Below are 15,939 nucleotides of genomic sequence, written 5' to 3' on the forward strand. Positions count from 1 at the left end.
TTGCGCCGGTAGTACGTAATGACAGCGTCCGCAACGCGATAAGGTGCGAAAAGATAGGCAGCGACCACTAAAAACTGACTTCCGGCCCAAACTTCGGTGCGGGCGGCGTGGTTATTGGCCGCATGCCGGCAGCTAGAATCCGTCTATTCATTTCAGCCCACTACCTGTTACCGTATCTTTGCCCTTTCATTTAAATCCCAGGGCGAGTCGGGAGTTATTTCCGCCAGCTTCTTTTCTATGGCATCTTTATCTGAGTATCCGCGCTTTACGCTTGGCCAGGAGCTAACGGCCGAGCAACGGGCCTTTTTCTCGAAGTATGGGTTTTTGCATTTCCGGCCATTCGCTTCGCCCGAGCAGGTGCAGGCGTATTTGAAAGCTACGCAGGATATTCAGGCTACCTGGCTGGCGCAAAATGTCGACAAAGTAAACGGGGTACCTATTAAGTATGGCAAGGATGTGGATGGCTCGCCCATTGTGCAGCGCTTTGCCTTTGCCTCGCAGCACAGCCCGGTGCTGCACGAGCTGCTGCAAGACCCCCGCTTTGAGGCGCTGTTTCCGCTGCTGGAATCTTCGGATGGCCGCGTGGGCGAAAACGAGCGCGATGGGCTGGTAGTCAATCACTACGTAAACGTCGAGGGCTCCGAGTTTAGCCAGATGGGCTGGCACACCGACTCGCTGCGCGATGTGTTTTACGGCAAGCGCATCCGGCCCATGCTCAACGTGGGCCTGCACCTCGATGGCACCAAGGCCACCAACGGCGGCCTGCGCATTATTCCGGGCACGCATCGCCAGAGCCTGGGCAAGATGCTGTTTCGCAAGAAGTACTACAAAGACGTGTATTACGACCCCAACGAGATAGCCGTCGAAACCGAGCCCGGCGACCTCACCGTGCACGATGGCCGCATGTGGCACCGCGTGGCGCAGTCGCCGCTGGTAGGCCCCGAATCGCGTCGCCGGGTGATGTACGTGCCCATTATCGGCGGCAAGTACCAGCCCAAAAGCAATGAAAGCCCTACCCCTTTCTACCTGCGCTTCCTGCACCTGGTTAAGTAGCTACTCATAGCCCGAAGAACGTCATGCTGCGATAACCTCGGCATGACGTTCTTTTTTGTTCCGTCTTATTTCATACTTCACTTTATGGCAACTGCACTTATCACCGGTGCCTCACGCGGTATTGGCCGGGCGCTGGCGCTGGGCCTGGCGCGGCGCGGCTACGACCTGCTGCTGATAGCCCGCTCCGGCGACCAGCTGCGGGCGCTGGCTCAGGAAGTGCAGGCCCGCCATCAGCGGCAGGCCCAGGTCCTGGCCCTTGACCTTACCCAGCCCGAAGCGGCGGTCCGGGTAGCTACCTGGGTTGCCCAGCAGTCGCCCGATGGGCTGGCAGTGCTCGTCAACAACGCCGGCTACGGCCTGTGGGGCCGCTTCGAGCAGCTCAACCTCGAAGAGCAGCTGAATATGCTGCAGCTCAACCTCACCCTGCCGGTGCAGCTTACCTATGCGCTGCTGCCGCTGCTGCATCAGGCCGAGCGGGGCTTTATTCTGAATGTGGCCAGCACAGCGGCCTACCAGGCGGTGCCCTCCCTAACGTTGTACGCGGCCAGCAAAGCCTTTCTGCTAAGCTTCAGCCGGGGCCTGCGCTATGAGCTCAAAGACACGGCCATCGGCGTGACCTGTCTCAGTCCCGGTGCTACTACTACCGATTTTGGCAATCGCGCCGGGATGGGCACCGAGCTGCAAGCCGTGGCCAACAAGGTTTCCATGACTGCCGACCAGGTAGCCGAGGCCGGCTTAAAAGCACTGTTTGCCGGTAAGGCCGAGTTTATTCCGGGGATGCTCAATAAAGTATCGGCTGGCCTCACCAGCGTAGTGCCAAAGCCCATCGTCGAAAAAATTGCCGCCGGCATTTACGAGAAGTATCTATAATATATTAATTATCCTATGATATAGACCCAGAACCCGCCAGGCAGCCCCGCGCTACCTGGCGGGTTCCGGGTTTTGGCAGTAGCAAGACAGGTAACAGCAGGTAGGCCCCCGCTTTTTTAGCGCTTTGCCCGAGTGGCCGTGTCCGGAAGGTGCAAGCAAAGTTTTTTCAGTGCTCTACCCTGCTACCCACCCCACTAGCGCCTTTCAACGGCCGGTTAACGTAGCGCGGCTGCTTAAAAACCTCCCCAAACCTTTGTGGGCAGTGCAAGAGACAAAAAGTTGTTCATTGAGGATTTTTACAAAATGACAAAATTTTACACATAATATTTTAATCTTGACTATCAAATAATTACAAACAAATCAGAGTGGTGAGTATCCACTCACCACTGCCCAGTGAGCTAACACTTACCAGGATTTGTTTTTTTGTTGTAATATTGCTCCCGCTATCAGCTGGCGAGCCCCACCCGGTCAGCTGATAGCCTACTCGTTACCACACTAGCAGCCAGCCGTTGTCCCACCCCGGCTGACTCACTTCACACTCTCGTTGCCCGGCTGTCGTCCCACCCCAGCTGGTTTAGAATCACACTCTGAGTACTCCAGCCGTCGTCCCACCCCGTCTGGTTTTGTAGCGCTGCCCCGCCCCGGCCTGGCAGCATCTGAAAGTTTTTCAACCGGCCGATTTGGAGCTCCCAAATCGGCCGGTTTCTTTTTGGGAGCCAGTATGCTAACTGCTGCCAGCCCGAATAAAGCGGCACAGTAAGCAGCTTTTGCGGCAGCTATCCCCGAACTTTGCCCTTTATCTTGCTACTATTATTGCCAGCTGGCGCTGCCCTACCCACCCTGCCTCGTTATGATTACCCGCCGCCAACATATTGCCAATGTGGCGCTGCAACTATTTGGCGATAAGGGCTTTGAAAATACCTCTACCCAGCAGATTGCCAAGGCTGCGGGGGTTTCGGAGGCGCTTATCTTTAAGCATTTTGGCTCGAAGGAGCAGCTGCTCGACTTCATTATCAAGAGCGGCTACCAGCGCATTATCGAGCACAACCGCGGGGGCCTGGCCGAGCTTGACCCGCTCACGTTTATTCACAGCGTTATCGACCTGCCTTATAAGCTGGTGCTGGAGGAGCCACATTTCTGGAAGCTGCAATACCGCCTGGCCGACCGCGAAATGGCCCAACAGCAGCACGAGCGATTTATGCGCCCGGTGCCTGCCCGCCTGCAAGCTGCGTTTGAGCAGTTGGGCTACCCGGAGCCCGAAAAGGAAACCCGCCTGCTGCTGCTACTGATTGAGGCCCTGTGGAAAATTGAAGCCAACAAAACCGACGAGCATGTGCGGGAAATGCTGGACTTTATCAAGCGCAAATACGAGGTGCAGCGCTGAGTCTGGCGAGGGAAATAGAAATTCAGCTAAGCGAGGGAGCCCAAACTGACCTCTGCTATAAACGGCTATTTGGGGCTGGCTCAGCAGCAGTTGGCCCAGGGCAACCCATTATAACATGGCTTTTTGGTGAAATACTCCGTACCTGTACAGACTTACCAGCTTGTTTTGGCCTATGTCGCGTACCATAATTGTCTCTAATCGCCTGCCTACTAAAGTCCAGCGCACCGACGAAGGCCTCACGTTTCAGCCCAGTGAAGGCGGGCTGGCGACGGGGCTGGGGTCTATCTACCGCCAGGGCGACAATTTATGGGTTGGCTGGCCGGGGCTTTTTGGGCAGGATGAGGGTGAGGAAACGCACATCCGCGAAGAGCTGCGGGCCGACAATATGGCCCCGGTATTTTTGACCGAAGCCGAGATTCATGACTTCTACGAAGGCTTCAGCAACTCTACGCTGTGGCCTACCTTCCACTATTTCAGCGAGTTTGCTACCTACCAGCAAGCGCACTGGGACGCGTATGTTGCTGTCAATCAGAAATTTTGCGCCGCCGTATTGGCCGAGGCTGGCCCCGACGATACTATCTGGGTGCACGATTACCAGCTGCTGCTGCTGCCGGAGCTGCTGCGCCAGGCGCGGCCCGAGGCATCGATTGGTTTTTTTCTGCATATCCCGTTTCCGTCGCAGGAGCTGATACGGGTGCTGCCCTGGCGTACCGAGCTGCTGCGCGGTATGCTGGGGGCCGACCTTATCGGGTTTCACACCTTCGGCTACATGCGGCACTTTCTGAGCGCGGTATCGCACCTACTGGGTTTGCCGGCGCAGAACGGGCAGATTGAAACCCCTACCCGCTCGGTGCGGGTCGATGCGTTTCCGATGGGTATCGACTACGAGCGCTACGCCCAGGCGGCCGCCTCCGAAGAAGCGAAGGCCCACGAGGCCGTGTATCGGGAGGCCCTGCGCGACACCCGCATTATCCTGTCTATCGACCGCCTCGACTACACCAAGGGGATAGCGCAGCGCCTGCGGGCCTTCGACCTGCTGTTGCAGCGCTACCCCGAGTGGCGCGAAAAAGTGTGCCTGGTCATGCTGGTGGTACCCTCGCGCGACCAAGTGGCCCAGTACGCTGCGCTTAAGGAAGAGATTGATGAGCTGGTAGGCCGGCTCAACGCGCAGTACCGCACTATCGGCTGGAATCCGATATCGTATTTTTACCGCTCGCTGCCTACTGAGGAGCTGGCGGCCCTCTACCGGCTGGCGGAAGTAGCCTTGGTAACGCCCATGCGCGATGGCATGAACCTGGTGGCGAAAGAGTACGTGGCCAGCAAGCTCGACCAGCGCGGAGTACTGATTCTGAGCGAGCGGGCCGGGGCGGCCCGTGAGCTATCGGATGCGCTCATCATTAACCCCACCGACTTAAGCCAGCTGGCCGAAGCCATGCACGAGGCGCTGGTAATGCCCGAAGAGGAGCAGACTACGCGCATGAGCGCCATGCAGGCCCTGGTGAAGCGCTACAACGTTTTTTCGTGGGCGAAGCTGTTTATGAACCAGCTGGCTTATACCAAGATGAAGCAGCAGACCCTGGCGCCCGAAATGCTGACCAGCCCGGCTACCGCACAGCTACTGGCCGACTTTCGGGCCGCCTGCCAGCGCCTGCTACTGCTCGACTACGATGGCACTTTGGTCGCATTTCAGGCTAATCCGCAGCGGGCCGAGCCGGGCGCGGAGCTGCGCAAGCTGCTCCAGGACCTGGCCGGACTGCCAAATACGCGGGTGGTTATCATCAGTGGGCGCGACCGGGGCACGCTGGAGAAATGGCTCGGCGACCTGCCCCTCGATTTTATTGCCGAGCATGGTATATGGCTGCGCGCGGCGGGCGAAGACTGGCAGCTCTACCAACAGCTGCGCAACGAGTGGAAGCGCGAGCTGCGCCCCGTGCTTGAGCTGTACGTAGCCCGCACGGCCGGCTCCTTTATTGAGGAGAAGGACTATTCGCTGGTGTGGCATTACCGCCGGGCCGATGCGGGCCTGGCCGAGGTACGGGCCCGCGAGCTGCTGAGCCACCTCTCGTTTATGACTGCCAACACCGACCTGCAAGTGCTGGAGGGCAATAAGGTATTGGAAATCAAGAACGCCGGCATTAACAAAGGCAATGCCGCGGCCCGGTGGCTAACGCAGTACGCGCCCGATTTTATACTGGCCCTCGGCGATGACCGCACCGATGAGGATACGTTTCGGGTGCTGCCGCCCGAAGCTTACTCGGTGCGGGTCGGCCACGGGGTGCGCTCACTGGCAAGGTTCAATATCGCCTCGCCCGCGGAGGCACGGCAGCTGCTGCGCCAGCTGTTAGCCTGAATTCTTCCGCGCCTGCTGCAAGCGCGGAGGAATTTAGGCTAACAGCCGGTCCGAAGCGTTCTTTATGCCACAAAACTTGGCTTATCGAGTTTTTTGGCAATGCGATATGCCGCATTCACCAGGCCGACGTGGCTGTAGGCCTGCGGGAAGTTTCCCCACTGCGAACCCGTTCTGGCATCTACATCTTCGCTCAGCAGGCCAAGGTGATTGGTGTAGGTAATAAGCTGCTCAAACTCCCGGATGGCCTCGTCGAGGCGGCCCACGCAGGCCAGCGCCTCCACGTACCAAAAGGAGCAGATAAGGAAGGTAGTCTCGGGCGTACCAAAGTCGTCGGGGTGCCGGTAGCGGTAAAACAGCCCTTCGGGGGTTTTCAACTCCTTTTCCAGCTCTACCAGGTGGTGGCGAGCCTTTTCCGAAGCCGGGTCGAGGTAGCCCATGGTAATGAGCTGGATGGTGCTGGCATCCAGGTTGGACGAGCCGATGGCGTTGGTGTACACGCCCCGACTGCTGTCGAAGCAGGCTTCGAGGTGCTGCTGGGCCACTTGCAGCAGGCGGCTGGCCTTGGATTCCAGCGCCTGGTTGCCCAGCGCGCGCGCCACCCGCAGGGCTGCCTGGCTGCCGGCCCAGTGAAACAGATAAGTATAGCAGTGCTTTTGGGCAATGTGCCGAAACTCCCACAGGCCGGCGTCGGGCTGGTCCATGGTCGTGTCGATGAGGCGCAGGGCTTCTTCTAGCAGCGGCAGCGGGGCCTGGCGGCTGGGGTCCTGAAAGCGACAATCGACGTAGAGCGGCAGCAGGGCTACCAATACCTGGCCATATACATCATTTTGAATATGCGTGTAGGCATCATTGCCGATGCGTACCGGCTGGTTGCCCAGGTAGCCGGCCAGCGGCAGCTCACGCTCCGTCAGCTCCGACTGCCCCCCGATGCCGTAGAGCGGCTGAAACTTGTCCTTGACCTTGGTCGAGATATTGGCAATGAAGTGAAAGTACCGCTCCAGCTCCTCCGAATGCCCGATATTATTGAAGGCCGTAAGGATGTAGTAGGTATCGCGCATCCAGCAGAAGCGGTAATCCCAGTTGCGGGTGCTGCCGGGCGCTTCGGGCAGGCTGGTAGTGCTGGCGGCGATAATAGCCCCCGTGTCTTCGTACTGGTGAATCTTGAGCGCCAGCGCCGAGCGAATAACCTGCTCTTGGTTAAAGCTGCCGATACTCGTGCTTTTCACCCAGCTGCGCCAGTAAGCCAGCGTGCCGGTCAGGAAGCGCTCGGCCGTACTTTCCAGCGCGGCTTCGAGCGGCGCACCGTAGGTGAGCACGAGGTACTTGGTTTCGTTCAGCACAAAATCCTCCTCATCGAGCACGTAGGTGAGCGGGATATTGGTGGTGAGGCGAATTTCCTCTTCCAGCCCCAGAAAGGCAATGTGGTTGGAGCTGCGGCGGCGCGTCAGCTCCAGCTGGCCGTACTCGCCCACGGGCCGGCACGCCACCCGCACGCGGGGCGCACCGGTCAGCGGCTCTACTTTCCGAATGAGCATCAACGGCTTGTAGTAGCGCTCATACTGCAGAAAGCGCGGCGCAAAGTCGGTGACGCGGTAGCTGCCTTCGGCCGTGGTAATCTCGGTGCAGAGCACATTCGTATTTTGAATATAGTACTGCGACGATGTAAAGGCCGTTGCCGGACGAATACTGAACTCACCGCCTTTTTGCTCATCGAGCAAGGGGCCAACTACAAAGCTGCTGTCGAAGCGGGGCCAGCAAAGCCAGCGCACGGCCGTGTCGGTGCCAATGAGCGCCAGGAAGGCACAGTTGCCGACTACGCCCATGTCGTAGGTGTGTTTGGTCATGAGAAGAATCGCCGACGCGAGCCGGCCTGGTACAAGACTTAGTACCTGCTTTGGGCCACGGAGGTTGTCGGGGGTTAGAACGGCCATGCAACCCAAAGGCACGTATCAGGGCGGTATATGCACCCTACTGCCGCCCGCCCGCGCCCCAATCTCACCGAAGGCTCTATTTTAAAAGCGCTGCTCACCCTGGCGCTGCCCATTGTATTTGGCAACCTGCTGCAAACCGGCTATCAACTGGTCGATGCCTTTTGGGTTGGCCGGCTGGGGGCCGGTGCGGTAGCGGCCGTGGCCGTGTGCTTTCCAATCAATTTTTTGCTGATGGCCCTGGGCTCGGGCTTTTCGGTGGCCGGCTCCGTGCTGGTCGCGCAGAACTACGGCGCCCGCAACCTGAAGATGGTCAACCACATTGCGGCGCAGTCACTGGCGCTCGAAACCGCCCTGGCGCTGGTGCTTTCGGTGGCGGCCTATGCAGCCTCGCCGCTTATTCTGCGGCTGTTTAACGTGGGGCCCGATATATTCAACCTGGCTAATTCCTTTCAGCGGGTGCTGATGCTGGGGCTGGTATTCAACTTCGGCTTTCTCATGTTTCAGGCCCTGATGCGGGGCGTGGGCGAGGTGCGTATTCCGTTGTACATCAACATCGGAACGCTGGTGCTCAACTTTTTGCTCGACCCGCTCTTCATTTATGGCTGGGGGCCGGTGCCGGCCTTTGGAGTAGCCGGCGCAGCCGTGGCTACCCTTAGCACGCAGTTTCTGAGCGTGGTTATCGGCATGGCGGTGCTGCTACGCGGCAAGGCTGGCATCCAGCTCAGCTTCAAGGGCTTCGTGCCCGACTTTCCACTCATGCGCCGCTCCGTAAAGCTCGGCTTGCCCTCCTCCATCGACCTTTCGGCGCGGGCGCTGGGGCTGTCGATGCTCACCGGGCTGGCGGCCGCTTTCGGCACCACAGTATTGGCTACCTATGGCATCGGGTCGCGCATTCTGGCGCTGGGCATTATTCCGGCGCTGGGTATTTCGCTGGCCTGCTCTACGCTGGTAGCCCAGAATATCGGAGCCGCCAACCTACCCAGGGCGCTGCGCACGGCCAACTACGCCATCGCCATCAGCTTTGTCGGCCTGCTGCTGCTTGGGGCCATTGGCTGGCTAGCCGCCGGGCCCCTGGTAGGCTTCTTTCTGAAGGGCGATGAGGCGGTAACTCTCGACGCCATCGAGTTTGTCCGCATCGCGGTGTTCAGCTTGTGCTTTACGGGCGTGCAGCAATGTATATCGGGGGCGCTGCGCGGCTCGGGCAACACGGTGGGCGCCATGGTGCTCACGATAATCGGGGTGTGGGGCCTGCAGTTCCCGGTGGCCTGGTTTTTATCGCAGCACACGGCGCTGGGCTTTCACGGGCTATGGTGGTCGTTTGTGATAGCCAACGTGCTATCGGCGCTGGTGGCGGGCAGCTGGTACCTGAAAGGCAACTGGCAGCGGCCGCGCCTAGCCAACCCCCAGCGCCCGGATGCGGCCGCGCCTGCTGTGCCGGCAGCGGAGTAGTTCGTTCCTGCTTTGCACCGGCCAGGCCGGGAGGCGGCCCGCAAGCGCATGCGAAGCCAGCGAGCAGCAACTTACCTTACCGGCAGCGGAGCCTGGGTAGCGCGGCGGGTCAGGTGCCCGGCCAGCCAGTAGGCAAACCAGGCGAACAGGGGTGCGGCCAGCACATCATAGGTATAATGCACGCGCTGCACCAGCACCAGCACTCCAATGCAGAGCGCCACCAGCGCCAGCACCCGCCGCCACCAGTAGCCCCGCACTGCCAGGGCCAGAATTGCCACGGTAGCCGTATGGCCCGAGAAGAATAAATCCTTGGTAATAGCCAGCCCGCCGGTGGTGTGAAACAGCTGCGCCGTGAATGGGTCGGGCATTGGCAGCAGGTCGAGGGGCGGGGCCAGCGGCACCAGCCAAATAGTAAAAAGGCGCAGCAGCAGCAAGATAAAGTAGCCCCACAGCCCCCGCAAAAACAGCAGCGGGTGGCGCGTAAGCCAGCCCACGGCCGCCAGCACGGCGCCGTACATCAGCACAAAAACCGGGGTGGCTACATTGTGGCGCGGCAGCAAGGCTAAAAGCGGGTCAGCAAGTACGGTACCCGGCCGCTGCTGGATATAGAAGAAAAAGCCCGGCACCAGGGGCACCAGCACGCCAAACAGCAGCAGTAGCAGTACCAGCCAGCTCGCCCGGAACGCGGGCCGGGCCAGTGCCGGACCCCAGGCGTCAGCTACAGGTAGCGGCGCTTGTGGGGTGGCGGGGCAGGCGGGCGGTGCAGCGAGGGGAAGTGCAGGCATAACAGCGAATTAGAAAGAGCGGGCGGGGCGTAACAGACAAAAATAAGCCCAACTGCGTACTTAGCGCTACTAGTTCCTTAATGAGTGGCCAGGTAGCCAAAGTGGCCCGCCGGTTATGTTTCGAAGTAGTTGTGCGAATACCAACGGCCGAAGCGGTATCTTGGCCGCCATGAACTACGCTACTCCTATTATTCTTGCGGGACTTGGGTTTGCGCTGGCTACCCCCGGTGCCTATGCCCAAAACGTGGCCCTGGATGCCCGCATTGCGAAGCTGGCCGATGCCGAGCAGCCTAAGGTAGTGGCCTGGCGGCGCGACCTGCACGAGCACCCCGAGCTGGGCAACGAAGAACACCGCACCGCCGGGCTTATTGCCGCCCAGCTCAAAAGCCTGGGCCTCGAAGTGCAAACCGGCGTGGCGCGCACGGGCGTGGTAGGCATCCTGCGCGGGGGCAAGCCCGGCCCGGTAGTGGCCCTGCGCGCCGACATGGATGGGCTGCCCCTCACCGAAACCACCGGCCTGGCCTTCGCCTCTACCGTAAAAAGCACTTACCTGGGCCAGCCCGTGGGCGTGATGCACGCCTGCGGCCATGATACCCACGTGGCGATGCTGCTCGGGGCGGCCGAAGTGCTTAGCCAGGTAAAAAAAGACCTGCCCGGCACCGTCAAATTCATCTTTCAGCCAGCTGAAGAAGGCTCGCTGCCCGGCGTGATGGGCGGCGCCAAGCTGATGGTGCAGGAAGGCGTGCTGGATAAGCCCAAAGTCGATGCCATCTTCGGGCTGCACATCTGGGCCACGGCCCCGGTGGGGCAGATTAATTACCGGCCCAGGGGCGAGATGGCCAGCTCTGACCGCTTCACCATTAAGGTCATCGGCAAGGGCAGCCACGGCGCCAAGCCCTGGAGCAGCATCGACCCGGTAGTAACGGCCGCCGAGATTATCACGGCTCTCCAAACCATTGTGAGCCGCCAGGTAGACCTTACCCAGGATGCCGCCGTGGTGACCGTAGGCACCGTACAAGCGGGCGTGCGCTACAACGTAATTCCGCCCGATGCCACGCTCAGCGGCACCATCCGGGCCTTCAGCCCCGCCACGCAGGAGCGCATCTGGGCGGCTATCAAGCGCACGGCCAATGGGATTGCCGCCGCCAATGGCGCCACCGCCGAGGTAGGCATCGAGCCCTACGTGCCCGTTACCTTCAACGACCCAGCTCTCACGGCGCGCATGCTGCCCACCCTGCAGCGCACCGCCGGCACCGCCAACGTGCTAGAGATAAAGGCCGTAACCGGCGCCGAGGACTTTGCCTGCTACCAGGAGAAAGTGCCGGGCCTGTTCGTATTTCTGGGTGGCATGACGCCGGGCACCGACCCCGCCACCGTAGCCGACCACCACACTGCCGGCTTTAAGGTTGATGAGAGCGCCTTTCCCCTGGGCGTAAAAACCCTGGCTACGCTGGCTGCCGACTACTTAAGCAAGAAGTAACGCGGCCGGGGCCGCCCGCTCACCAGGGGCGGCTCCGGCCTGACTGCTAGTCGTTGTGTACAAGCGGCTTCGGGTGCGGCTTAAATAGCGAATACTCTATTTTTATAGTGGCAGTGGCAAAGCTGTCTTTGGAATCGGGATTGCCGCGCTGGCTGATGCCATCGAGCATATCGCTACTGGTAAAGAAGTACAGCGCCTCGGCCGTAAAGGCCAGGTGGGGTGAAGCACGCAGCGTGACGCCGCCCCCCACCGGCAGCACTGCTGCCAGGCCCGTGAAGGTAGTATAGCCCGCTTCGGGTGCCAGCGGAAAGCCGTACTGGCCGGGACTGGGGTTGTAGCGAAGCGCGCCTACCCCGGCCGACACGAAGAGCAGCACGGGCATTTCCTGATGCTCGGGGCCGATAAGCAGACTTTTATCGGCAAATATATTATAGCGCAACAGGCCGGTGAGCAGGGTATTTCGGCTGCTAAATGAAAACCCCCGCTCCGGAAAAGCGTCCTTGGCAGCCATGCGCACCGACGACAAGTCGATGGCAAGGGTCAGGCGCGGACTAAGGGTTTGTGCCAGGCCGATGCCATAACCGATTTTGTAGGTATTGCCGGCCGAGCTGCTGGCAACGTCGCCGTTGTAGTAGGTCGTGTTCAAGCCAAAATTGACCCGCAGCGGCTGGCGATGGTAGGGCTGATTGCTCGGGGTGAGGTAGCGGTGGGGTGCCCGGTAACCCGGCGGCCGCGCCGCAAGGCTGGATAAGCTGGCCCCTAGCAGGACACTTAGCAGAAGAAGACGCATGGGCGAGGGAAAAGGAAATAGAAAGCCAGCCGAGCGCGGCTGAAATGCCACATACGGCAGACACCAGCCGGCCGTTGGCGCATAGCCGCTCAGGGCGTCGGGGCAGTATCTTGCGGCCCTCATACTGGTTTGCGTATATGACTCTTCGCTTTTCCCTGCCCTACCGCACCACTTTTGGCCAGCGCCTGGTGGTATGTGGCTCACTGCCCGCCCTGGGCCTCTGGAACTTAGCCCATTCCCTGCCGCTGCACTACGACGAGGCAACTACCTACTGGAGTGCTGAAGTGGCCGTGCCGGCTACTACCACCGAGGTAGCCTATAAATACGTGCTACTGTTTGAGGGTGGCGGGGTAGTGTGGGAATGGGGCACGAACCGCGCCTTACCACTACCGGCCACGCCTCCCTACCAGCAGCTGGAGGTGCGCGATTTCTGGCGGGCGCCCGCGCAGGCAGATAACGAGCTGTTTACGGCCGCTTTTACCAAAGCGCTGTTTCGGCGGCCGGCCTTTAAGCCCGGCATTGGCTCGGCTACCGTCGTGAAAAAAGCCGCCGGCAAGGGCAAAAAAGCGGCGGTCATCCCGGCTACAGTGCGCTTTCAGCTCGAGGCACCCCGCGTCGACCCGCACCACCAGGTGTGCGTGCTGGGCTCCGACCCCGCCCTCGGCAACTGGGATAATACCCAGCCGCTGCTGCTGTCAGACAATAATTTTCCGGCCTGGCAGGCCGAGCTGGTGCTGCAAAACCCCGAAGCCGAGCTGCGCTACAAGTATGGTTTCTGGAGCCCCGAGCGCCACGCCGTGGTGCAGCTCGAAACCGGCGACGACCGGGTGCTGCCGGCTGGCACCGCCCGGCCGGGCACCCTCACGCTGCTGGCTGATGAGGGCTTCCGCTACCACGCGGGACCCTGGCGCGGGGCCGGCGTGGCCATGCCCGTGTTCTCGCTGCGCAGCGAGAAGGGCCTGGGCGTCGGGGAATTCTCCGACCTGAAGCTGCTCATTGACTGGGCCGAGAAAACCGGCCTTAACCTGGTGCAGATTCTGCCCATCAATGATACGACGGCCACGCATACCTGGGTCGACTCCTATCCCTACGCGGCCATCTCCGTGTTTGCGCTGCACCCGCAGTACCTGCACCTCGAAGGCATTGCCGACCTCAAGGACAAGGCCGCCCGCGCCGAGCTGACCCGGCTGCGGGAGGAGCTGAATACTAAAGACTTTGTGGACTACGAGGCTGTGATGAATGGCAAGTGGAAGTTTCTCAAGCTCCTCTACCAGCAGGAGAAAAAGAAGTTCCTGGCCGACCCTGAGTTTCACACCTTCAAGGCCGAGCAGGCGAGCTGGCTTATCCCCTACGCGGCATTCTCGGCGCTGCGCGAGCGCTTCGGCACGGCCGACTTTCACCAGTGGCCCCGCGAGTTTCGGGCACCGGTCGGTCTGGCCGAGCTGACCAACGAAGCGGGCGCTGACTTCGACGAGTTTGGACTGCATTTCTTTACCCAGTTTCACCTCGATAAACAGCTGCGCGCGGCCGTAAACTATGGCCGAGCCAGGGGCGTGGTGCTGAAAGGCGACCTGCCCATCGGCATCTACCGCCACTCGGTAGATGCCTGGACCCAGCCCGAGCTATTCCACATGGACCAGCAGGCCGGGGCACCGCCCGACGACTTCTCGACCACCGGCCAGAACTGGCGCTTCCCGACCTACAACTGGGAGCGCATGGCCCAGGACAACTACCAGTGGTGGCGCGAGCGCCTCGGCCACCTGGCCCGCTACTTCGACGCGCTGCGTATCGACCACATTCTGGGCTTTTTCCGCATCTGGGAAATGCCCGAAAACTCGGTTGAGGGCCTGCTTGGCCACTTTTCCCCTGCCCTGCCGCTGCACCGCGACGAGATTCAGCGCCGCCTGGGCTGGTTTGACTACGGCCGCCTGTGTGAGCCCTACATCCGCTGGCACCTGCTGGAGCGGGTTTTTGGCGCCGACGCGCAGGCCGTATTCGACGAGTTTCTGGTGGCTGATAGCTATGGCGCGCTGCAGCTCCGGCCGCACGTAGCCAACCAGCGGCAGATTGAAGAATATTCAGAAAATAATATATTAACTCATCCCGAGCGCAGAGAATTCCTGCTGCGCGTGCGGCCGGGCCTGTATCAGTTTGTGAACGAGGTGTTGTTTCTGCCCGCCGACAACGACTTCTACCACCCCCGCATTACCCTGAATAAGACCGCCAGCTTTGCCGAGCTGGCCGATGACGAGAGTCGCCGCCGGCTCTACGACGACATCTACGTTGATTATTTCTTCCGTCGCCACGAGGAGTTCTGGCGCGAGCAGGGCCTCGTGAAGCTGCCGGCTGTGCGCTACGCCACCGACATGCTCATCTGTGGCGAAGACCTGGGCATGGTGCCCGCCTCGGTGCCCGGCGTGATGCACCAGCTCGGTATTCTGGGCCTGAATATTCAGCGCATGCCCTCCAACCCGGCTACTGAGTTTGGCCACCCGGCTGATGCGCCGTACCTATCGGTAGTAACCACCGGCAGCCACGACATGAGCACGCTGCGCGGCTGGTGGGAAGAAGACCGGGTGCGCACCCAGCGCTACTTCGAAACCACGCTGGGCCACTGGCGCCAGCTCGCGCCCTACTACTGCGAGCCCTGGGTAGTACGCGAGGTGCTGACCCAGCACCTGCACTCGCCAGCCATGTGGGCCATTTTTCCGCTCCAGGATTTTCTGGGTATCGATACGCAGCTGCGCCGCCCTAACCCGCACGACGAGCAGATTAACGTGCCCAGCAACCCCCAGCACTTCTGGAAATACCGCCTGCACCTGCCTCTCGAAGAGCTGGTAGAAGCCGTGGGCTTCAATGAGCCCGTGCGGGCGCTGGTGCAGGAAAGTGGGCGCGGCCCAGCGTATTAGCCGCCCGGCACGGGCTTGCTCCGCTACTAAAAAGGCTACCCAAACGGGTGGCCTTTTTAGCTATCTACAGGAGTGTCGCCACTGTCTAATCGGCCAGCGACATCTCTTTAAGGTATTCGCGCATGCGAGGCGTGGCTTCCAGCTCGCGAAACTGGCGCAGCTGCCCCGGCGAAAGCAGGTGTCCCGCCACGCGCTGAAGCTGCTCGCGCTCGGCGGGCACTAGCTCGGCTACTTCGGCCGCCGAGTGGTTGGCCGCTTGCACGGCCATATAGTCTATCTCCTGCTCCAGATAGGCCCGCAGGCCGGTGCGCTGCTCATCAGTAAGGTCAAGGCGAGCATTGCAGGCCTGTACAAATTCTTCGGCTACGGCCGGTGGCCCGGCTAGTGTCCATACGTGTGGCGCAGCAGCAACCGGAGCGGCAGCCAGCAGGCTGCTCAGCAGCCAGCCCGATAAGTAAAGTTTCATAGCGGCAGAGTATTAGTGAGCGGATGACTTTTAACCAGCGCGACGGGCAAGTGGTGCCCGAACCCATTGGTTTTTTCAGAAATTACTACTGAGCCAAGCCGCTTAGCTTACTTAAAACATGCTTCCTGTCTCTATACCAATTGACTGAGCTCACTGCTAATATACTAAAAATACTCCGAATAATACCAGACAATGAGCTTACTTTTTAGTCAGCAGCCCGCTCAAGTCTGATGAAAACTACTATAGCAGTTAAGCTCAGCGCGCTTTCAGAGTCGCTGAACAGTAGCGCGGACTTTTAGTCCGCCAATAGGCCAGCCGGAGGCGGGCGGACCAGCAGTCCGCGCTACTTGCTCGGCAGTACACTGACTTTGCAATTACGCCAGAACGGTTTTGTAAGTCTGCTAACAGACTGGCTGTGCTCGAGTTGGGAACGGCTCCAGTGAGTAAGTTATCATTAAGTGAACCCGCTTAT

At 60.4% G+C, this 15,939-nt stretch carries 11 protein-coding genes; 7 read left to right on the forward strand and 4 right to left on the reverse strand.

Annotated elements, in window-relative coordinates:
* Window positions 1-237 precede the first annotated feature (237 nt).
* From F6X24_RS02055 to F6X24_RS02070, 4 genes are all read left to right on the forward strand, one after another.
* Entirely contained in the window at window positions 238-1,053 is an 816-nt protein-coding gene (locus F6X24_RS02055) for a phytanoyl-CoA dioxygenase family protein (RefSeq protein WP_151086165.1), read from the forward strand.
* Window positions 1,054-1,137: 84 nt separating this feature from the next.
* On the forward strand, window positions 1,138-1,923 hold the full coding sequence (locus F6X24_RS02060) for an SDR family NAD(P)-dependent oxidoreductase (protein ID WP_151086167.1): 786 nt from the start codon (window positions 1,138-1,140) through the stop codon (window positions 1,921-1,923).
* Window positions 1,924-2,773: 850 nt separating this feature from the next.
* Window positions 2,774-3,307, forward strand: coding sequence for a TetR/AcrR family transcriptional regulator (locus F6X24_RS02065; RefSeq protein WP_151086169.1), 534 nt, complete (start codon window positions 2,774-2,776; stop codon window positions 3,305-3,307).
* Window positions 3,308-3,479: 172 nt separating this feature from the next.
* Window positions 3,480-5,657 carry a bifunctional alpha,alpha-trehalose-phosphate synthase (UDP-forming)/trehalose-phosphatase gene (locus F6X24_RS02070; protein ID WP_151086171.1) on the forward strand — a complete coding sequence of 726 codons (2,178 nt, stop codon included), beginning with the start codon at window positions 3,480-3,482 and terminating at the stop codon, window positions 5,655-5,657.
* A gap of 62 nt (window positions 5,658-5,719) precedes the next feature.
* Here the strand turns inward: F6X24_RS02070 and F6X24_RS02075 are convergent, their stop codons facing one another.
* A complete protein-coding gene (locus F6X24_RS02075) occupies window positions 5,720-7,501 on the reverse strand; it encodes a glycoside hydrolase family 15 protein (protein WP_151086173.1) in 1,782 nt (593 codons plus the stop codon).
* Between the two features lie 117 nt (window positions 7,502-7,618).
* On the opposite strand from F6X24_RS02075, the gene F6X24_RS02080 reads away from it, so the two are divergent.
* On the forward strand, window positions 7,619-9,037 hold the full coding sequence (locus tag F6X24_RS02080; RefSeq protein ID WP_151086174.1) for an MATE family efflux transporter: 1,419 nt from the start codon (window positions 7,619-7,621) through the stop codon (window positions 9,035-9,037).
* A 71-nt stretch (window positions 9,038-9,108) separates the two neighbouring features.
* Here F6X24_RS02080 and F6X24_RS02085 read toward each other — a convergent pair whose 3' ends face one another.
* Entirely contained in the window at window positions 9,109-9,822 is a 714-nt protein-coding gene (locus F6X24_RS02085; RefSeq protein ID WP_151086176.1) for a phosphatase PAP2-related protein, read from the reverse strand.
* 169 nt (window positions 9,823-9,991) lie between these two features.
* On the opposite strand from F6X24_RS02085, the gene F6X24_RS02090 reads away from it, so the two are divergent.
* Window positions 9,992-11,302, forward strand: coding sequence for an amidohydrolase (locus tag F6X24_RS02090; protein ID WP_151086178.1), 1,311 nt, complete (start codon window positions 9,992-9,994; stop codon window positions 11,300-11,302).
* A 46-nt stretch (window positions 11,303-11,348) separates the two neighbouring features.
* Here F6X24_RS02090 and F6X24_RS02095 read toward each other — a convergent pair whose 3' ends face one another.
* On the reverse strand, window positions 11,349-12,092 hold the full coding sequence (locus tag F6X24_RS02095; RefSeq protein ID WP_151086180.1) for a hypothetical protein: 744 nt from the start codon (window positions 12,090-12,092) through the stop codon (window positions 11,349-11,351).
* Window positions 12,093-12,229: 137 nt separating this feature from the next.
* On the opposite strand from F6X24_RS02095, the gene F6X24_RS02100 reads away from it, so the two are divergent.
* Window positions 12,230-15,001: a 4-alpha-glucanotransferase gene (locus F6X24_RS02100; protein WP_191906420.1), complete on the forward strand. Its 2,772-nt coding sequence runs from the start codon at window positions 12,230-12,232 to the stop codon at window positions 14,999-15,001.
* An 85-nt stretch (window positions 15,002-15,086) separates the two neighbouring features.
* Here the strand turns inward: F6X24_RS02100 and F6X24_RS02105 are convergent, their stop codons facing one another.
* Window positions 15,087-15,467 carry a hypothetical protein gene (locus F6X24_RS02105; RefSeq protein WP_151086183.1) on the reverse strand — a complete coding sequence of 127 codons (381 nt, stop codon included), beginning with the start codon at window positions 15,465-15,467 and terminating at the stop codon, window positions 15,087-15,089.
* Window positions 15,468-15,939: the final 472 nt, after the last annotated feature.

This window comes from Hymenobacter baengnokdamensis (assembly GCF_008728635.1).
GTDB classification, from domain to species: Bacteria; Bacteroidota; Bacteroidia; order Cytophagales; family Hymenobacteraceae; genus Hymenobacter; species Hymenobacter baengnokdamensis.

Excerpts from the sequence above, each read along its gene's own strand:
- F6X24_RS02095 (WP_151086180.1), bottom strand. The coding sequence starts at position 12,092 with ATGCGTCTTCTTCTGCTAAGTGTCCTGCTAGGGGCCAGCTTATCCAGC.
- F6X24_RS02070 (WP_151086171.1), top strand. The coding sequence starts at position 3,480 with ATGTCGCGTACCATAATTGTCTCTAATCGCCTGCCTACTAAAGTCCAG.
- F6X24_RS02055 (WP_151086165.1), top strand. The coding sequence starts at position 238 with ATGGCATCTTTATCTGAGTATCCGCGCTTTACGCTTGGCCAGGAGCTA.
- F6X24_RS02090 (WP_151086178.1), top strand. The coding sequence starts at position 9,992 with ATGAACTACGCTACTCCTATTATTCTTGCGGGACTTGGGTTTGCGCTG.
- F6X24_RS02100 (WP_191906420.1), top strand. The coding sequence starts at position 12,230 with ATGACTCTTCGCTTTTCCCTGCCCTACCGCACCACTTTTGGCCAGCGC.
- F6X24_RS02085 (WP_151086176.1), bottom strand. The coding sequence starts at position 9,822 with ATGCCTGCACTTCCCCTCGCTGCACCGCCCGCCTGCCCCGCCACCCCA.
- F6X24_RS02080 (WP_151086174.1), top strand. The coding sequence starts at position 7,619 with ATGCACCCTACTGCCGCCCGCCCGCGCCCCAATCTCACCGAAGGCTCT.
- F6X24_RS02105 (WP_151086183.1), bottom strand. The coding sequence starts at position 15,467 with ATGAAACTTTACTTATCGGGCTGGCTGCTGAGCAGCCTGCTGGCTGCC.
- F6X24_RS02065 (WP_151086169.1), top strand. The coding sequence starts at position 2,774 with ATGATTACCCGCCGCCAACATATTGCCAATGTGGCGCTGCAACTATTT.
- F6X24_RS02075 (WP_151086173.1), bottom strand. The coding sequence starts at position 7,501 with ATGACCAAACACACCTACGACATGGGCGTAGTCGGCAACTGTGCCTTC.
- F6X24_RS02060 (WP_151086167.1), top strand. The coding sequence starts at position 1,138 with ATGGCAACTGCACTTATCACCGGTGCCTCACGCGGTATTGGCCGGGCG.